The following is a 15178-nucleotide window of genomic DNA, read 5'->3' on the forward strand; positions in this document are numbered from 1 at the left end:
GCACCGAGGTCGGGTCAGCCCGTGGACTCGTCCGGGACCGGATGTTCCGGGTAGGACGCCGCCGAGTGGGGGGCACCCTGGCGGCCGGTGCCCGCCTCGTCCGTGTCGGGGACGTCCTCACCGTCCTCGCCGTCCTCGTCGGGGTCGCGCCCCTTCGCCTCCTCGGCCTTGCGCTCGCTCTCCCGCTCCGCGGCGGCCGGCGCGACCTCCCAGGGGTCCTCGTCGGGTCCGGCCTGCTGGTCGGGCAGATCCCGGGGGATACCGACGCCGTTCTCACCGGGTCCCTCGAGGCGGTGGTCGGTCACGACCCTCTCCCTTCATCCGTACGGCCCTCGCGGGTACCTCCGTGGGGGCGCGCGAAACCGCGCCGCTCAGCCCACCGCGCGGCCTCGCATGGGTTCCGTCCGCTCTCCGGCGCCCTGCCGCATGCCCAGCAGGAACTCCTCCACCACCTCCGTCGCGGCGCGCGTCGGCCGCCAGCCGAGCTCCACCCGTGCCCGGGTGCAGTCCATCAGCGGCAGCCGCAGCACCGCGTCGAACAGGTGCGGAGAGGCGGGCAGCAGCCGCAGCCCCCAGGCCGCGGCGACCGCCGACCGGGCCGCGGTGCGCGGCAGCCGTACCCGGCGGGTGCCGAACATCTCACCCAGCAGCTCCACGTCGACCGTCGGCTCCGCCGCGAGGTTGAACGGCCCGCGCGCGTCCGCGGACAGCACGGCCAGCCGGTACGCCCGCGCCGCGTCGTCGGTGTGCATCACCTGCATCCGCAGCCCCGGGATGTCCGGGAGGAACGGCAGCAGGTCCGGCCGGGCAAGCTGCCCCGGCAGCCAGCGGCCGCCGAAGATGCGCCGCTGTTCGCTCGCCGACTCGCGCTTGAAGAGGAACGCGGGCCGCATCCGCACCACCCGCAGCGCGGGACGGTCGCGCTCCACGATGTCCAGGCCCCGCTCCAGGTACGCCTTCTCCCGGCAGTACGCGGCGTCCGGCCAGCCGTGCGTAGGCCAGGACTCGTCGACCGTGTGGTCCTTCGGGCCGGGGGAGTACGCCCCCACCGAGGACGCGTGCACCAGCGCCGGCACCTCCGCCCGCGCCACCGCGTCGAACACCCGCATGCTGCCGAGCACGTTGCTGCGCCAGGTGGTCGCGGGATCGTGCGTGGGCTGGAACGCCCAGGCCAGATGGACGACCGCGTCGGCTCCCGCGAACTCCTGGACCAGGTCGAACCGGTCCGACGCCAGGTCCACCGCCGACCACTCGGTCTTCGGCGGCGACCAGTCGGGGATCCGCCGGGCCAGGCCCCGGACGGAGCCGACCTCCGGTTCCTCCGCGAGGGCCCGCACCACGCTGGTCCCGACATTGCCGGTGGCGCCGGTGACGACGACCCTGATGCCTGCTGCGCTGCTCACCTTCCGCTCCCTCCGGCCGGAACGCTCCGCGGAGGCTCCCGGGTACCCGGGAGGGGGAAGTGGAAAGCCCCGGCCGTGACGGGGGAATCACGGCCGGGGCGGCCAGAGGTGGGTGCGCATGGCGGTCGCCTCTCGGCGAAGGGCTCCACAGGGCTTCAGCCGAACGATCGTCCCTGTGGGCGAATGGTGAGGCCCGGGGACACTGTCCCATCCGCACCCACGGACTGTTCAACGGGCAACGGCCCCGATGTGTTCCGCCGACGGCGCCCCGGGGCGGTGACTTGGGTCACCACGTTCCGCGGGAGGTCAGCGGCCCCGCGCCCCCGGGTCCAGGTCGGACCACAGGTTCTCCGCCTGGAGCACCAGCGTGCCCAGCACCGCCGTCCGCGCCGCGCCCTTGCCCGCCTGCTCCGTCAGCCCCTCCTGGAGCCGGGTGTGCAGGTCCCGCATCGCCGCCTCGGTCCGCTCGTCCAGCAGCGGGTCCGCCGCCCCCTCCTCGCCCAGCAACCGGTGCGCCTCCGCGTGGCAGCTGTCGCCGAGCAGCTCCAGCAGCTTCCCGTAGGAGCGCAGCACCTCGGCGTCCGGCGCGACGGGCGAGCGCTCCTCGTCCGCGGCCACCGCCAGGGTGCGGGTCAGCGCCGTGACATGGCCGGTGATGCGGCTGAAGCGTTCGTCCTCGTCCTCCGCCGGCAGCGCCTCCGTCGGCGCCCGGTGCAGGGAGCGCAGGATGCCCGAGGTCAGCCGCAGGCTCTCCCGGCTCCAGCCACGCGCCGAGTGCAGCGCGTCCAGCCGGTCCTGCAGCCGCTTCGCCGTGTCGAGCCGCCCGACGGCCGACTGCGCGTCCCACTCGTCCTCCTTCAGGTCCCCGGCGACGGCGTGCAGCACCTCGCCCGCCTCCCGGGCGAGCGCCGCCAGGTTCTCCCGTACGTCCCGCAGATGGACCGGCGGCAGGATCAGCGCGTTCACCGCGACCCCGATGGCCGCACCCAGTGCCGCCTGCCCCAGCCGGTGCCCCACGGCGGTCGCGCTCACCGTCCCGGACGCGATGGTGAACACGGCCGTCGTGGCGGCGTAGATGCCCTGGTCACCGAAGCGCGGCCAGTTCGACAGCAGCACCAGCACCGGCACCGACAGGGCGATGGCACCCGTGTTGTCGTCGGTGACCGCCTGCGCGCCCGACGCCACCAGCGCGCCGACGCAGATCGCGGCGAACTGCCGCGCCCCCTGCACCAGCGAGCTGTAGACGGTGGCCTGCACCAGCACCAGCGCCACCCAGGGCGCCATCAGCGCCATCGGGTCGTCGAGCCAGACCTGCGCCACCAGCCAGGCCAGCAGCGCCGCCAGCGCGGCCTTCAGCGACTGGACCAGCAGGTCCCGCTCCCGCCCCGGACCGCGGACGACGGCCCGCGCCGCCCGGCCCACCGAGCGCGCCTCCCACCGCACGGCGTCCGCCGCGCGGGCCACCCGCCCGGCGGAGCCCCTGTCCCGTGTCTCGTCGATCACCCGCGTCATGAGCTGCGGGTTTCCCCGCGCCACCGCCGGTCACGCATGGGGAATCTCACGCCAGCGGGGAGTCCGTCAGCGACGCCAGCAGCTGCGCCGGACCGTCGTACACCACGTCCGCGCCGGCCTCCGTCAGGTCGGCGCGCGGAATGCCCCCGCACAGCAGACCCACGCAGCGCACCCCGGCCCGGGAGCCGGCCCGCATGTCCCACACCGTGTCGCCGACGAACACCGCCCGCTCGGCGGGCACCCCGGCCAGCTCCAGGGCATGCTCGACGGGCTCCGGTGCGGGCTTGCCCTCGTCGACGTCGTCGGCGCTCGCGGTCGCGGTGATCGCCCGGTCCGCGTCGATCGCCCGGCGCAGCGCGCCGAGTTCCGCCCCGCCGGCCGAGGTGGCGAGCACCACCGTCCAGCCGTCGTCGTGCAGCCGCTCCAGCAGCCGTCCGGCGTCCGGCAGGGCCGGCAGCCGGTCGAAGTACTGCCCGTACAGCGTCTTGTGCGCGGCGCTCAGCTCGTCGTCCCGGGAGGTGTCCCGGTCCTCGCCCAGCAGATGCGCGATCAGGTCGGTGGAGGGCAGCCCCACGGCCCGGTGGATCGCGTGCGTCGGCACCTGGTGCCCGGCCTGCCGGAACGCCTCCCACCAGGCCGTGACGTGCAGATGGTTGGTGTCGGCCAGAGTGCCGTCGACGTCGAAGACCGCCGCCCGTGTCATGAAGGTCCTTCCTCTCCTCGTGGACCGGTACGGGTACCACCTCCGCCGCTCGCCACGCCGGCCGGCGTGGCCCGGTCCCGGGTCCAGGCCAGCAGCTCGTCCGCCGACCAGGTGGTGACCACCTGTCCGGGCGGCACCCCGCACTCCTCGGCGCGGGCGCACCCGAGGATCTGCCAGTCCAGCTGGCCCGGGGCGTGCGCGTCGGTGTCCACCGAGAACAGCACGCCCGCGTCCACCGCCTGCCGCAGCAGCCGCCGGGGCGGGTCGAGCCGCTCGGGCCGGCTGTTGATCTCCACGGCGGTGCCGGTCTCCGCGCACGCCGCGAACACCTCGTCCGCGTCGAACTGCGACTCCGGCCGGCCGCGCCCGGTGATCAGCCGCCCGGTGCAGTGCCCGAGGACGTCGGAGTGGGGGTTGCGTACGGCGGCCACCATCCGGCGGGTCATCGACCGGGCGTCCATCCGCAGCTTGGAGTGCACGGACACCACCACGACGTCCAGCCGCGCGAGGAGTTCCGGCTCCTGGTCGAGGGAGCCGTCGTCGAGGATGTCGCACTCGATTCCGGTCAGCAGCCGGAACGGGGCCCAGGTCTCGTTGAGCTCCGCCACCACGTCCAGCTGTTCGGTCAGCCGGCCGGCCGACAGCCCGCGCGCGACGGTCAGCCGGGGGGAGTGGTCCGTGAGGACCGCCCACTCGTGCCCCAGCGCGGCGGCGGTCCGGCCCATCTCCTCGATCGGGCTGCCGCCGTCCGACCAGTCGGAGTGCAGATGGCAGTCGCCGCGCAGCAGCGCCCGCAGCTCGCCGCCCGCCCGGTCCGCGGGCTCCCGGTCCGCCTCCTCACGCAGTGTGCGCAGATACTCCGGCACGTCCCCGGCCAGCGCCTCCCGCGCCACCTGGGCGGTCTTCGGCCCCACCCCCTTGAGCCGCTCCAGCGTCCCGGCGGCGGCCCGCTCGCGCACCTCGTCCGGGCCCAGCTCCTTCAGCGCGCGCGCCGCCGTGCGGAAGGCACGCACGCGGTAGGTCGGAGCCAGGGACCGCTCCAGCAGGAACGCGATGTCGTCCAGGGCCTCGACGGGGTCCATGGTCACCTCCTCGCTCCAGGGTTCCCCAGGGCGGACGGGGCCGCACGCCGCGGCCGGGACGGTTGGCCCGCGTCCGCGGGGGTACTGCGACCCGGCATCCCGCACAGCGACGACGAGGAGGCCCGCATGTCACTCTCCACTCCTGTCAACGGCAAGGTCGCCGTGGTCACCGGCGCGGACTCGGGTATCGGCCGGGCCACCGCCGTACGCCTCGCCGCGGCGGGGATGGACGTGGGCATCACCTGGAACAGCGACCGCGAGGGCGCGGAGCGGACCGCCGAGGAGGTCCGCTCCCACGGATGCCGTGCCGAGGTCGCCCATCTGGACCTGACCCGGCTGCCCGGCGCCGCCGGCGCCGTCGACGAGCTGTGCGCCCGGCTCGGGCGCGTCGACGTCCTGGTCAACAACGCCGGCACCGGCACGATGACACCCTTCCTCGACCTGGAGCCGGAGAAGGTGCGGGAGGTCCTTGACGTCGACCTGCTCGGCCCGTTCCTGTGCGGGCAGAAGGCGGCGCGGCACATGATCCGGCAGGGTGACGGCGGCCGCATCGTCAACGTGACGTCCGTGCACGAACACCAGCCGCGGGTGGGGGCCGCCCCGTACTGCGCGGCCAAGGGCGGTCTCGGGCTGCTCACCCAGGTGATGGCGCTGGAGCTCGCCGAGCACGGGATCACCGTGAACGCGGTCGCCCCCGGCGAGATCGCCACCCCCATGACCGGCCAGGAGGACGCCGATCCGCACACCGAGAGGCGCCCCGGCATCCCCCTCGGGCGGCCCGGTGACGCCCGCGAGGTCGCCGCGGTGATCGCCTTCCTCGCCGGGCCCGACGCCTCGTACGTCACGGGTGCCTCGTGGAGCGTGGACGGCGGGATGCTCCGGATGGGACCGCAGGCCGGGTCGCACCTGACCAGCGACGACTGGCGGCGTCCCTGAGGGGTGCGTACGGGGTGCCGTGTCCCGGATGCCGCGTTCGCGCCCTTCGCGCTCTACTCTCGACTCATGACCGAAAGCGCGAGCCCGTACATGTCGCAGCCGCGGATCATGGTGCTCGGGGTGCAGCCCGGGCCGCCGCCGTTCCGGATCGTGCAGATCGACGGACAGGTCGTCGGTGAGGCCAGGTCGGTCACCGACGTGCTGCAGGCCGCCGTCGCGTACGGCATCACCGTGCACGACCTCGACGACCCGGACACGGTCCGCTGGGTGGGCGGGGACAAGTTCACCTGGTCCTCGCGTCAGGCCCCCCGGGTCCCCGAGGAGCAGAAGAAGGAGCCGTAGCGCGCCGCTCGTCCCCGCCCGTCGGGAGGCGGAGACGAGCGGCGGCCCGGTTCACTCCCTGGTGCGGCGCGCGTGCACGGCCCGGCTCATCCGCCGGCCGAGGAGCAGGTAGCCGATGAGCGCCCCAGCGGTGTTGAGGATGACGTCGTCGACGTCGAAGGCGCGCCCGGTCACCAGCGCGCCCTGCGCGACCTCGACCAGGAGCATCACCACGGCCGTGAGCACCAGGATCCGCAGGAAGCCCCGGGTGCGCGGCGCGATCACCGGTGCGAGCACCCCGAAGGGGACGCCCAGCAGGATGTTGCCGCCGATCTGCTTGACCGCGTCCCTCAGCGCCGGCTGGTCCAGATAGGCCCGCAGGGAGCGGCCCGGGTGCAGGTTGGTGTGCGTCAGGGCCTCCGAGGCGGGGGACGGCTGCAACGTGAGCCGGGCCAGAACCACCGCGAAGACCACCATGAAGACGAAGGCGCACAGCAGCACCAGAAGCCGCAGGGGCAACGGGAGCTGGTGGGGGGCGGCGCGGGCCATCGAATGTCCTCCAGTCGTCAACGTTCGTAAGTGATACGGCGGTTACCCCCGGCCGGGGCGGTCAGTCCGGTCAGCCGGCGAAGCTGATCCGCACCCGTTCGAAGCCCAGGGAACGCAGCAGGCCCTGCAGCATCTCCCGGGTGTTGGCCTCCGCCCGGGCGGTGAGTTCGCTTTCCTCGGCCGCCTCCCGGATGTGCCGCACCGCCAGCTTCTGCACGGCCTGCTCGCTGTTGGGATTGTCCGAGAACAGGTCCCCGAGCCGGTCGAGCAGCCCGCGCTGCTTGGACACCGCGTAGGAGCGGTCCACGTCCAGTGCCGGAGTGCCGAGGCGCGCGCGGGGCAGCCGCAGGGTGGCCGAGGTGCGGTCCTCGTCGACCCGTACGTCGCCCTCCCTCAGCCCGCCGAGGTCCACATAGGCGTCGACGGTGCCCGCGCCCACGTACAGGGTGCGGCTGCCGCGGACGGCGTCGGGCAGGAACTTGGTGTCCTTCTCCAGGTCCACCACCACCTGGAAGTTGCCCGAGGCGGCGTCGTAGCGGCTGATGTCCTGGATGGACTCGAGGAGCGCGGGCCCGGAGCGGTCGCGGGTCTCCGTGCCGAACACGTCCTTCAGCCCCGGCAGCACGCTCAGCCGGATCCCGGCGAACAGCACGGCCAGCAGCACCACCACGGAGCCCAGCACCTTCACCCAGCCGGGCACCCGCGCGGCCCGTCCCTTCACCGGAGTCGTCATGGCGACGGCCCTCCTTCCTCCCGTCCGCATGCCCGCCATCCCACGGAACAGACAAGGCAGTTGGAGGACAGGCCCCGGCAACGGGAGCACGCGGGGGCGCACGGCCGGACAGCGGGCGGCCGACCCGGGAGCAGGCTAGTCGGGGCCGGAGCGGGACCCGGGCCGCGCCAGCGCCGTGTCCAGGTCGGGCGACGGCGGCAGCAGCCGCGACAGGCCGGTGATCCGCAGCATGCGCAGGGTCAGCGGGTGGGCGCAGACCAGCAGCAGCCGCCCGTGCGCCAGCCGGTGCCGGGCGCGCTGGAGCAGACGCAGGCCGGACGCGTCGAAGAACTCGATGTGGGTCAGGTCGATGACCACCCGGGTGTCCGCCTCGGCGGTGGCCAGATCCAGGTGCGGGACGATCTCCGAGGCGGCCGCGATGTCGATCTCGCCGCGGAACTCCAGCACCGTGTGGCCCCGTTCGCGGCGCACGCGCAGGTACCGGGTCAACGGCGGGGGTTCGTACCGCACGACGCCATCGCCTCCAAGCCTGCTCCGTGTCACGAGGACGGGCCACCTGGCCTCAACACCGGTCCTCCTCCCGCAAGTTACCCGCCAACGACTGCATTCGAGCATGTTCGAATGACATATGTCGTCGCCGGGTGACCGAGTCGTTCGCCACTCTGCGCGGTGACTGAAAGCGGCGAGCGCGGACAGGTGTCCCTGGAGGCGGGGACGGAGCGCCCCGCACGGACGCTTCGGAGGAGACATGGCACTGGTGACCGCGGGTGTGGTGGTGCTCGACTGCGCCGAACCCGAAAAACTCGCCGAGTTCTACCGGGAGTTGCTGGAGGCTGACGACGTCGACGCGAGTGCCAACCGGGTGGAGATCCGGACCGCCGACGGCTTCCGCCTGGCCCTGCGCCGGGACGTCAACGCCACCGCGCCGAGCTGGCCCCGCCCGGAAAACTCCCTCCAGGCGCACCTGGAGTTCGTGACGGACGACCTGGACGGGGTGGAGCGGCGGATCGTGAGCCTGGGCGGCCGCCCGATGGAGAGCGGTGACTCCTCCGGACCCACCGAGGAGCGCGGGTACGCCGACCCGGCGGGACACTCCTTCACGGTGCGGCGGGGCGTGCCTACGGCCCCGAAGCAGGGATGAGAACGCCGGAGGGGCTGACAGGAGTCAGCCCCTCCGGCGCTCGACTTGCGGCCGGAGACCCGTAACGGGCGGGGTCAGTCGCGGCCACCCTGGTCGGGGACCGGCCAGGTCCCCGTGGACCGTTCGATCGCCTTCGCCCCCGCGCGATCCACCGCGCTGCGCACCACCGCGAAGATCGCTCCCTGGATCGCCGCGGCCAGCAGAATCTCGCTCCAGCGGCGGTCCCGGTCCAGCGCGTCCGGCGCGTTGTCCTCCTTCTTGATCACCTTCCAGGTCTTCTGGAAGGCCATGCCCGCCACGGTGCCGCTGGTCCAGCCCAGCGCGAACCCGATCGGCTTGTACGCCAGGGGCAGCTTCTTCTTCGCCTTCTTGCTCTTCTTCGCCACGTCGCTCTCCTCGGTCGGCTGCGTCGTCTCGTGGATGAATGGTCGGTCGGCCCAGGGGCCACAGGCCGGGGGCCGGAACTCAAAGCCCGGAAGTCAGGGGCGCCCGCGCGCCGCGACCTCCTCACCGGCCGGCACCGGCCCCGGAGGGGTGCCGTCACCGAACGGCCGGCCGCCCAGCTCCTCCCGGTGGTGGGGAGTCGTCCAGCCGGCCAGGTCGGGCCCGAGCGGGACGATGCCGGACGGGTTGATGCCGGTGTGCACCTGGTAGTAGTGGCGCTTGATGTGGTCGAAGTCCACGGTGTCGCCGAACCCCGGCGTCTGGTACAGGTCACGGACGTAACCCCACAGCACCCGGCTCTCCGTCAGCTTCCAGCGGTTGCACTTGAAGTGGCCGTGGTACACCGCGTCGAACCGCACCAGCGTGGTGAACAGCCGGATGTCCGCCTCGGTGATGGTGTCGCCCACCAGGTACCGCTGCCGTTCCAGCCGGCGCCCGAGCGACTCCAGACGCCGGAACAGCGCCGTGCAGGCGGTCTCGTACTTCTCCTGCCCGTTCGCGAAACCCGCCTTGTACACACCGTTGTTGACGTCGTGGAAGACGTCGTCCATCAGCGCGTCCATCTCGTCGCGCCGCTCCGCGGGATACAGGTCGGGCGCGCCCTCGCGGTGCAGGGCCGTCCACTCGGTCGCGAAGTCCAGGGTGCTCTGCTGGTAGTCGTTGGTGACCAGCTGTCCGCTGGGCACGTCCACCACGGCCGGCACGCTCACCCCGCCCGGGTAGTCCGTCTCCCGCCGGTCGTAGGCCTCGCTCAGGTACCGGATGCCGAGCACCGGGTCACGGCCGCCGGGGTCCAGCGTGAAGCGCCAGCTGCGGTCGTCCTGGATCGGGTCCGTGACGGCCAGGGACACCGCGTCCTCCAGCCCCAGCAGCCGCCGTGAGACCAGCGCGCGGCTCGCCCACGGGCAGGCCCGGCTCACCACCAGGCGGTAGCGCCCGGCCTCCACCGGCCATCCGTCGCGGCCGTCCGCCGTGATCCGGTCCGCGAAGTGGGCCCTGGACCGCTTGAACGCCTTCTTCCCGTAGGAGCTGTTGCCGCCGCCTCCGTCGTCGCGGCCGCTCATGGTCGTCTCCCTCTGTCGTCGGTACGTCCCTGTGACCGCGTTCCCCGTTTTCCCTCGACGGCACGGTATGAGCTGGGCCGACCGGGGCAATCGCCTCGCGTGACTACACGATCGGATCGCAAGACGCGGGTCACCGTGCTGGTGGCGCTCGCGGCCAACCTGGTGATCGCGGCCGCCAAGGCGGTCGGCGGTCTGGCCGCCGCCTCCCCGGCGCTGCTGTCGGAGGCGGCGCACTCGGTGGCCGACAGCGTCAACGAAATCTTCCTGCTGGCCGCCCTGCGCCGCAGCCGGCGCCCCGCCGACCGCCGTCACCCCTTCGGCTACGGCAAGGAACGGTTCTTCTGGTCGCTGCTCGCGGCCGTCGGGATCTTCGTGATGGGCGGCTGCTTCTCCTTCTACCAGGGGATCGACGCCCTGCGGAACGGAGGAGAGGAAGAGCTGAGCGGTTACGTCGCCGGACTCGTCGTGCTCGGCGTGGCCCTGCTCGCCGAGGGCGGTTCGTTGCTGCGCGCCCTCTACCAGGTGCGCCGGCAGGGCGGCGGACTCGGGGACCCGGCGCTGCGCACGGTCATCGCCGAGGACGGCACCGCGGTGATCGGCGTCACCCTGGCCATCGTCGGCATGGCCCTGCACATGCGCACCGGACAGGTGGTGTGGGAGGCGTCCGCCTCGCTCGCCATCGGCGTCCTGCTGGTGTACGTCGCCTACCGGCTCGGCCGCGAGGCCCGCGACCAGCTGATCGGCGAGGCCGCCGACCCGCGGGCGACCGAGCGAATTCGTGAACTCCTGTGCGCCCAGCCCGAGATAGACAGCGTCGAGGCGCTGTTCACGATGAAGACCGGGCTCGACACCGCCTTGGTGGCCGCGCGGATCGATCTGGTTCCGGGCCTCGACAGCGAGCGGGTCGAACAGGTCGCCGTACGCATCAAGCGCTCCATCGTCCGGACGGTCCCCGAGGCGGAGCAGGTGTTCCTGGACGTCACCGACCGGGGCGCCGTGGAGGCATGGGAGGGCCCCGCCGCGACGGGGGAACGCGGCGGGGCCTGACGCTCGTGTGCCCGGGGGCCGGGGCTTCATGCGCACCGGGCCGGAAGATTCTCCCGGCCCGTCGCACCGCATCCGTCAGCCCTGCCCGGACCGCTCCAGAACGAAGACCGGAATCTCACGGCTGGTCTTCTTCTGGTAGTCCTCGTACGGCGGGTACGCCTCCACCGCGCGCTTCCACCACTCGGCTTTCTCCTCCCCGGTGACCTCACGGGCCGTCATGTCCCACTTGGAGGGGCCGTCCTGGAGTTCGACATGCGGATCTGCCTGCACGTTGAAGTACCAGACCGGATGCTTGGGCGCTCCGCCCAGCGAGGCCACCACCGCGTAGCGGCCCCCGTGCTCCACCCGCATGACCGGGGTCTTGCGCAGCTTGCCGCTCTTCGCGCCCCGGCTGGTCAGGACGACGACGGGCCTGCCCTGCAGCGTCGTCCCCTCCGTACCGCCGGACCGCTCGTACAGGTCCACCTGATCCCGCACCCAGGCCGTCGGGCTGGGCTCGTACTCGCCTTCGAGAGGCATGGCATCCGTCCCATCGTTCTCGCGTTGTGCGGCCGAGTCGATCATTTCTCCCACACCGCCGCACGCGGAAGTCGTCCGAACCGGCGTGTCCCGGCCACGGGCGGCCGGAGTCGCCCCGGCACCCTGCCGCGTCCCGGGCGGCGGCCGGGCGAGTTGCCCCGTCGGCGGAGCGCCGATTTGATGGACGAAGGCCCGCGAAGCCCAGGACGTGATCGAATCCGGGAGGCTGGACATCGTGGCAGCAGCGGATCCCGCAGCCGAACCGCCGGGCGTCGCGGACGCGATCCGGACGGCGGGCGAACGGGCCGGCCCGGCCCTTCGGGCCCTGCTGACCTGCTCCGATCTCGGACTCGCCGTGTGGGACACCGGTCTGCGCTGTGTCTGGGCCAACGACGTCGTCGGCCGATACGACGGCATCCCCCGTGAGCGGCGGCTCGGACGGCCACCGCATCAGGCGCTCGCCGGCGACGCCGCCGGGCTGGAGGCGGTCATGCGGGAGGTGCTCGCCACCGGCCACTGCGCCGTCGGCCGCGAGTACCGCGTCCCGCCCGGCCCCGGGGAACGGGCGCCCCGGGTCCTCACCGCGTCCTTCCTCCGGCTGGGCGACACGGACGGCCGCCCACTCGGCGTGTGCCTGCTGGTGCTGGACGTCAGGAACGGCCGGGGCGTGGGGGACCGGCTGGCCGTGATCAGCGAGGCCGGCGCCCGGATCGGTACCACCCTGGACGTCATGCGCACGGCACAGGAACTCGCCGACTTCTCCGTTCCCCTGCTCGCCGACTACGTGACCGTCGACCTGACCGAGGCGGTACGGCTCGGCGGCGAGCCGCTGGAGCTGCTCGGTTCGGCCGACGGACGCGTGCCGACCTTCCGGCGGGCCGGCGTCGCCTCCGTCCTCGACGGCACCCCCGAGTCCCTGTGGGCCACCGGCGAGGGCGTCTACGTCCCCGAGGCGTCCCCGTTCATGCAGGTCCTCCGGTCCGGCCGCCCGCTGCTCCAGCCGCGCCTCGACACCTCCCCGGGCAGCTGGCTGGACAGCGACCCGGCACGGGCCGAGAAGATCGAGCAGTACGGCATGCACTCCCTGCTCGTCGTCCCGGTCCGGGCCCGCGGCCTCCTCATGGGCGTGGCGGTCTTCGTGCGGGCGGGCAATCCGGCCCCCTTCGACGACGGCGACCGGCTGCTCGCCGAGGAACTGGTCTCCCGCGCCGCTCTCAGCCTGGACAACGCCCGCCGCTACACCCGCGAACGCACGGCGGCGCTCACCCTGCAGCGCAGTCTCCTGCCGCGCCGCGTGGACGGCGGCGACGCCCTGGAGGTGGCCGCCCGCTACCTCCCCGCGGACGCCGAGTACAGCGCGGGAGGCGACTGGTTCGACGTCTTCGGGCTGCCCGGCGGACGGACGGCGCTCGTCGTCGGCGACGTGGTCGGACACGGCATCGCCGCGGCGGCAGCCATGGGACGGCTGCGCACGGCGATACGGACGCTGGCCGACCTCGACTTCTCCCCGGCGGACCTGCTCGCCAGCCTGGACCGGACGTCCGTCCACCTGTCCGCGGACAACGACGCGAGCGAGACGGAGCGGTGCACCATCGGGGCCACCTGTGTCTACGCGGTGTACGACCCGGCCGCCCGGACGTGCGCGGTGGCCCTGGCCGGGCACCCGCCACCCGTCGTGGCCCACCCCGACGGCCACGTCGCCTTCCCCGAGCTGCCCCCGGGCACACCGCTCGGCTACGGCGTGCTGCCGTACGAGTCGACGGTCCTCGACCTGCCGGCGGGCGGGCTGATCGCCCTGTACTCCGACGGGCTCGTCGAGGACCGCCGGCAGGACATCGACGTGGGGATGGAACGCGTGCGGGAGGCACTCGCCCGGGGGCGGACCACACCGTCCCTGGACGACCTGTGCACGGAGGTCGTCGAAACGCTGCCCACCCGTACCCCCCGGGACGACGTCACCCTCCTCCTGGCCCGCACCCACTGACCGTCGTTCCAGGGGGACGGTGCCCTGCGGTCGGCCCGGGCGGCTGGGTCGGGTCGCCCCCGCCGCCCCTTCCCGCCCCGTCCCAGGGCTGCGCCCCGGACCCCTCGGCCCTGCGGCCCGCCCCGTCCGCCGGACGAGCCCAGGCCGTGAGACCGGCCGCCCGCGTGCCGTCCATCCGGCGGAACGCAATGCCGTGCGACCGGTCGCTTGCCGTGCGTGGGGCGGGTTCCGGCGCGGTGCGGCCGGTGCCCGCCGTGCGTGGGGCGGGATCCGGTGCGATGCGGCCGCCCGCGTGCCGTGCGTGGGGCGGTTCCGGTGCCGTGCGGCCGGGCGCGTGACGTCCGTCGGGCCGTGGGGGCGGGCGCGGTCCGTCAGGACGGGGACAGGGCCATGCGCAGCGCGAGTGCCGTCATGACGGCACTCGCGACCAGCGCCGTCGCCAATCGTCCGCGGTGGCCCGTCAGCGCCCGGCCCAGCAGGGCACCGCCGCCGGCGAGGAGCACCTGCCAGCTCGCCGAGGCGGCGAACGCGGCCGTCACGAACACGGCGCGCTCCGCGGCCCCGGCAGCCGCCCCGCCCTGCGAGCCGAGCACGAGCGCCGCGAAGTAGATCACCGTCGTCGGGTTGAGCAGGGTGATCCCCAGCAGCGCCAGATACGCCCGCACGGAGCTCGGGGGCGTGGCACCGGCCTGGGTGGCGAGCCGCCGGCCGCGGTACTGCCGTACGGCGGTGGCAGCGCCCCAGGCCGCCAGCGCGGCCAGCACCAGCACGCACACCCGGCGCAGCTGTCCCAGCGCCGGACGCAGGGCGCCGGCGAGGGCCGATCCGCCGAGGACGGCGGTGAGCGCGTACAGACCGTCGGCCGTGGCGACGCCGAGGGCCGCGCACACCCCGGTGCGCAGGGACGTACGGGCGGTGAGGGAGACGAGGTAGGTGCCGACGGCGCCCACGGGGACGGCGATGCCGTAGCCGGCCAGCAGCCCCGCGAGCAGCGCGGCCGTCACGAGCGCGCGGGAGTCGGACCTTCCCCGGCGCCGGACTGCTGCTGTCGGCCCGCGACGACGGCGAGGGCGGACGACGGCAGCGGAAGCGTGTACGTGGACATGGGCAGGATCCTGGAGCCTGCCCCCCGGCACCGGCAATCGGTTTTCCGTCCGGGTCCCGGGCCGGGGGTGGTTAGGGTGCCCGGGTGACCGACAAGCCCTTCCTCTACGTCGTCGTCTGCGCCGCCGGTGTCGCCGCGGACGTCCACCAGCTGATCACCGCCGCGCAGGAGCGCGGCTGGGAGGTCGGTGTCATCGCCACGCCGACGGCGACGAACGGCTTCTTCGACGCCGCCGCCGTCGAGACGCGGACCGGCCGCGCCATCCGCTCCGCCTGGCGAAGGCCCGAGGACCCGCGCCCCTTCCCGGCGCCGGACGCCGTGGTGGTCGCGCCGGCCACCTTCAACACCGTCAACAAGTGGGCGGCCGGCATCGCCGACACCCTCGCCGTCGGCACCCTGTGCGAGGCCGCCGGGCTCGGGGTGCCGATCGCCGTCCTGCCCTGCGTCGCCGATGCCCTGGCCGCCCACCCGGCCTACCGGGACAGCGTCGCCCGGCTGCGCGGCATGGGCGTCCGCTTCGGCGACCCCTACGCCGGCGGGCCCGAAGCGGACGGCGTACGGCGGGAGTTCCGCTGGGAGAGTGCCCTGGACCTGCTGCGGCGAGCCTGAGCCGCACCCGGCTTCGAGTGCGCACG

The 15178-nt window shown here is 73.7% G+C and carries 18 protein-coding genes; 6 read left to right on the forward strand and 12 right to left on the reverse strand.

Translation table 11 applies throughout. The annotated features are described in order from the left end of the window. Nucleotides 1–14: 14 nt before the first annotated feature. The 5 genes from F3L20_RS16595 to F3L20_RS16615 all read right to left on the reverse strand — a co-directional run bounded on the left by F3L20_RS16595 (nt 15) and on the right by F3L20_RS16615 (nt 4700). Nucleotides 15–305: a hypothetical protein gene (locus F3L20_RS16595; protein ID WP_150155056.1), complete on the reverse strand. Its 291-nt coding sequence runs from the start codon at nt 303–305 to the stop codon at nt 15–17. A gap of 66 nt (nt 306–371) precedes the next feature. Continuing rightward, nucleotides 372–1403, reverse strand: a complete 1032-nt coding sequence (locus F3L20_RS16600) for an SDR family oxidoreductase (RefSeq protein ID WP_150155057.1) — start codon at nt 1401–1403, stop codon at nt 372–374. Nucleotides 1404–1709: 306 nt separating this feature from the next. Then, nucleotides 1710–2915, reverse strand: a complete 1206-nt coding sequence (locus tag F3L20_RS16605) for an FUSC family protein (RefSeq protein WP_150155058.1) — start codon at nt 2913–2915, stop codon at nt 1710–1712. 46 nt (nt 2916–2961) lie between these two features. Further along, nucleotides 2962–3618: an HAD family hydrolase gene (locus F3L20_RS16610; RefSeq protein ID WP_150155059.1), complete on the reverse strand. Its 657-nt coding sequence runs from the start codon at nt 3616–3618 to the stop codon at nt 2962–2964. Next, nucleotides 3615–4700 (reverse strand): PHP domain-containing protein, encoded by a 1086-nt coding sequence (locus tag F3L20_RS16615; protein ID WP_150155060.1) that lies wholly within the window; start codon nt 4698–4700, stop codon nt 3615–3617. Before F3L20_RS16615 ends, F3L20_RS16610 begins: the two co-directional genes overlap by 4 nt. Before the next feature lie 126 nt (nt 4701–4826). Between F3L20_RS16615 and F3L20_RS16620 the strand changes: the two genes are divergently transcribed. Continuing rightward, complete coding sequence (locus F3L20_RS16620) at nt 4827–5636, forward strand: SDR family oxidoreductase (protein ID WP_150155061.1); 810 nt, start codon at nt 4827–4829, stop codon at nt 5634–5636. Nucleotides 5637–5702: 66 nt separating this feature from the next. Next, complete coding sequence (locus tag F3L20_RS16625; RefSeq protein WP_145824671.1) at nt 5703–5978, forward strand: hypothetical protein; 276 nt, start codon at nt 5703–5705, stop codon at nt 5976–5978. A 51-nt stretch (nt 5979–6029) separates the two neighbouring features. Here the strand turns inward: F3L20_RS16625 and F3L20_RS16630 are convergent, their stop codons facing one another. The 3 genes from F3L20_RS16630 to F3L20_RS16640 all read right to left on the reverse strand — a co-directional run bounded on the left by F3L20_RS16630 (nt 6030) and on the right by F3L20_RS16640 (nt 7749). After that, nucleotides 6030–6506 (reverse strand): VanZ family protein, encoded by a 477-nt coding sequence (locus F3L20_RS16630; RefSeq protein ID WP_150155062.1) that lies wholly within the window; start codon nt 6504–6506, stop codon nt 6030–6032. A 70-nt stretch (nt 6507–6576) separates the two neighbouring features. Beyond that, nucleotides 6577–7239: a DUF4230 domain-containing protein gene (locus F3L20_RS16635; RefSeq protein WP_150155063.1), complete on the reverse strand. Its 663-nt coding sequence runs from the start codon at nt 7237–7239 to the stop codon at nt 6577–6579. Between the two features lie 135 nt (nt 7240–7374). Beyond that, the gene (locus F3L20_RS16640) at nt 7375–7749 is read right to left on the reverse strand and encodes an STAS domain-containing protein (protein WP_206338786.1); all 375 of its coding nucleotides are present in this window, start codon (nt 7747–7749) and stop codon (nt 7375–7377) included. Nucleotides 7750–7987: 238 nt separating this feature from the next. On the opposite strand from F3L20_RS16640, the gene F3L20_RS16645 reads away from it, so the two are divergent. Beyond that, nucleotides 7988–8380, forward strand: a complete 393-nt coding sequence (locus F3L20_RS16645; RefSeq protein WP_145824667.1) for a VOC family protein — start codon at nt 7988–7990, stop codon at nt 8378–8380. Between the two features lie 74 nt (nt 8381–8454). Here F3L20_RS16645 and F3L20_RS16650 read toward each other — a convergent pair whose 3' ends face one another. Both F3L20_RS16650 and F3L20_RS16655 read right to left on the reverse strand, forming a co-directional pair. After that, nucleotides 8455–8766: a DUF4235 domain-containing protein gene (locus tag F3L20_RS16650; RefSeq protein ID WP_145824666.1), complete on the reverse strand. Its 312-nt coding sequence runs from the start codon at nt 8764–8766 to the stop codon at nt 8455–8457. Nucleotides 8767–8859: 93 nt separating this feature from the next. Continuing rightward, nucleotides 8860–9888 carry a glutathione S-transferase family protein gene (locus F3L20_RS16655; RefSeq protein ID WP_150155065.1) on the reverse strand — a complete coding sequence of 343 codons (1029 nt, stop codon included), beginning with the start codon at nt 9886–9888 and terminating at the stop codon, nt 8860–8862. Between the two features lie 135 nt (nt 9889–10023). Here F3L20_RS16655 and F3L20_RS16660 point away from each other — a divergent pair, with 135 nt between their 5' ends. Then, the gene (locus F3L20_RS16660; RefSeq protein WP_150157369.1) at nt 10024–10935 is read left to right on the forward strand and encodes a cation diffusion facilitator family transporter; all 912 of its coding nucleotides are present in this window, start codon (nt 10024–10026) and stop codon (nt 10933–10935) included. Between the two features lie 75 nt (nt 10936–11010). Here the strand turns inward: F3L20_RS16660 and F3L20_RS16665 are convergent, their stop codons facing one another. Further along, entirely contained in the window at nt 11011–11454 is a 444-nt protein-coding gene (locus F3L20_RS16665; protein ID WP_150155066.1) for a nitroreductase family deazaflavin-dependent oxidoreductase, read from the reverse strand. Nucleotides 11455–11689: 235 nt separating this feature from the next. Between F3L20_RS16665 and F3L20_RS16670 the strand changes: the two genes are divergently transcribed. After that, a complete protein-coding gene (locus F3L20_RS16670; RefSeq protein WP_240810664.1) occupies nt 11690–13438 on the forward strand; it encodes a SpoIIE family protein phosphatase in 1749 nt (582 codons plus the stop codon). A 371-nt stretch (nt 13439–13809) separates the two neighbouring features. Here the strand turns inward: F3L20_RS16670 and F3L20_RS16675 are convergent, their stop codons facing one another. Beyond that, nucleotides 13810–14442, reverse strand: a complete 633-nt coding sequence (locus F3L20_RS16675) for a LysE family transporter (protein WP_150155067.1) — start codon at nt 14440–14442, stop codon at nt 13810–13812. Between the two features lie 185 nt (nt 14443–14627). Here F3L20_RS16675 and F3L20_RS16680 point away from each other — a divergent pair, with 185 nt between their 5' ends. Further along, on the forward strand, nt 14628–15152 hold the full coding sequence (locus F3L20_RS16680) for a flavoprotein (RefSeq protein ID WP_150155068.1): 525 nt from the start codon (nt 14628–14630) through the stop codon (nt 15150–15152). Nucleotides 15153–15178 lie beyond the last annotated feature (26 nt).

It is taken from the genome of Streptomyces tendae (assembly GCF_008632955.1).
GTDB lineage: Bacteria > Actinomycetota > Actinomycetes > Streptomycetales > Streptomycetaceae > Streptomyces.

Excerpts from the sequence above, each read along its gene's own strand:
- F3L20_RS16630 (WP_150155062.1), bottom strand. The coding sequence starts at position 6,506 with ATGGCCCGCGCCGCCCCCCACCAGCTCCCGTTGCCCCTGCGGCTTCTG.
- F3L20_RS16605 (WP_150155058.1), bottom strand. The coding sequence starts at position 2,915 with ATGACGCGGGTGATCGACGAGACACGGGACAGGGGCTCCGCCGGGCGG.
- F3L20_RS16645 (WP_145824667.1), top strand. The coding sequence starts at position 7,988 with ATGGCACTGGTGACCGCGGGTGTGGTGGTGCTCGACTGCGCCGAACCC.
- F3L20_RS16610 (WP_150155059.1), bottom strand. The coding sequence starts at position 3,618 with ATGACACGGGCGGCGGTCTTCGACGTCGACGGCACTCTGGCCGACACC.
- F3L20_RS16665 (WP_150155066.1), bottom strand. The coding sequence starts at position 11,454 with ATGCCTCTCGAAGGCGAGTACGAGCCCAGCCCGACGGCCTGGGTGCGG.
- F3L20_RS16625 (WP_145824671.1), top strand. The coding sequence starts at position 5,703 with ATGACCGAAAGCGCGAGCCCGTACATGTCGCAGCCGCGGATCATGGTG.
- F3L20_RS16620 (WP_150155061.1), top strand. The coding sequence starts at position 4,827 with ATGTCACTCTCCACTCCTGTCAACGGCAAGGTCGCCGTGGTCACCGGC.
- F3L20_RS16655 (WP_150155065.1), bottom strand. The coding sequence starts at position 9,888 with ATGAGCGGCCGCGACGACGGAGGCGGCGGCAACAGCTCCTACGGGAAG.
- F3L20_RS16635 (WP_150155063.1), bottom strand. The coding sequence starts at position 7,239 with ATGACGACTCCGGTGAAGGGACGGGCCGCGCGGGTGCCCGGCTGGGTG.
- F3L20_RS16615 (WP_150155060.1), bottom strand. The coding sequence starts at position 4,700 with ATGGACCCCGTCGAGGCCCTGGACGACATCGCGTTCCTGCTGGAGCGG.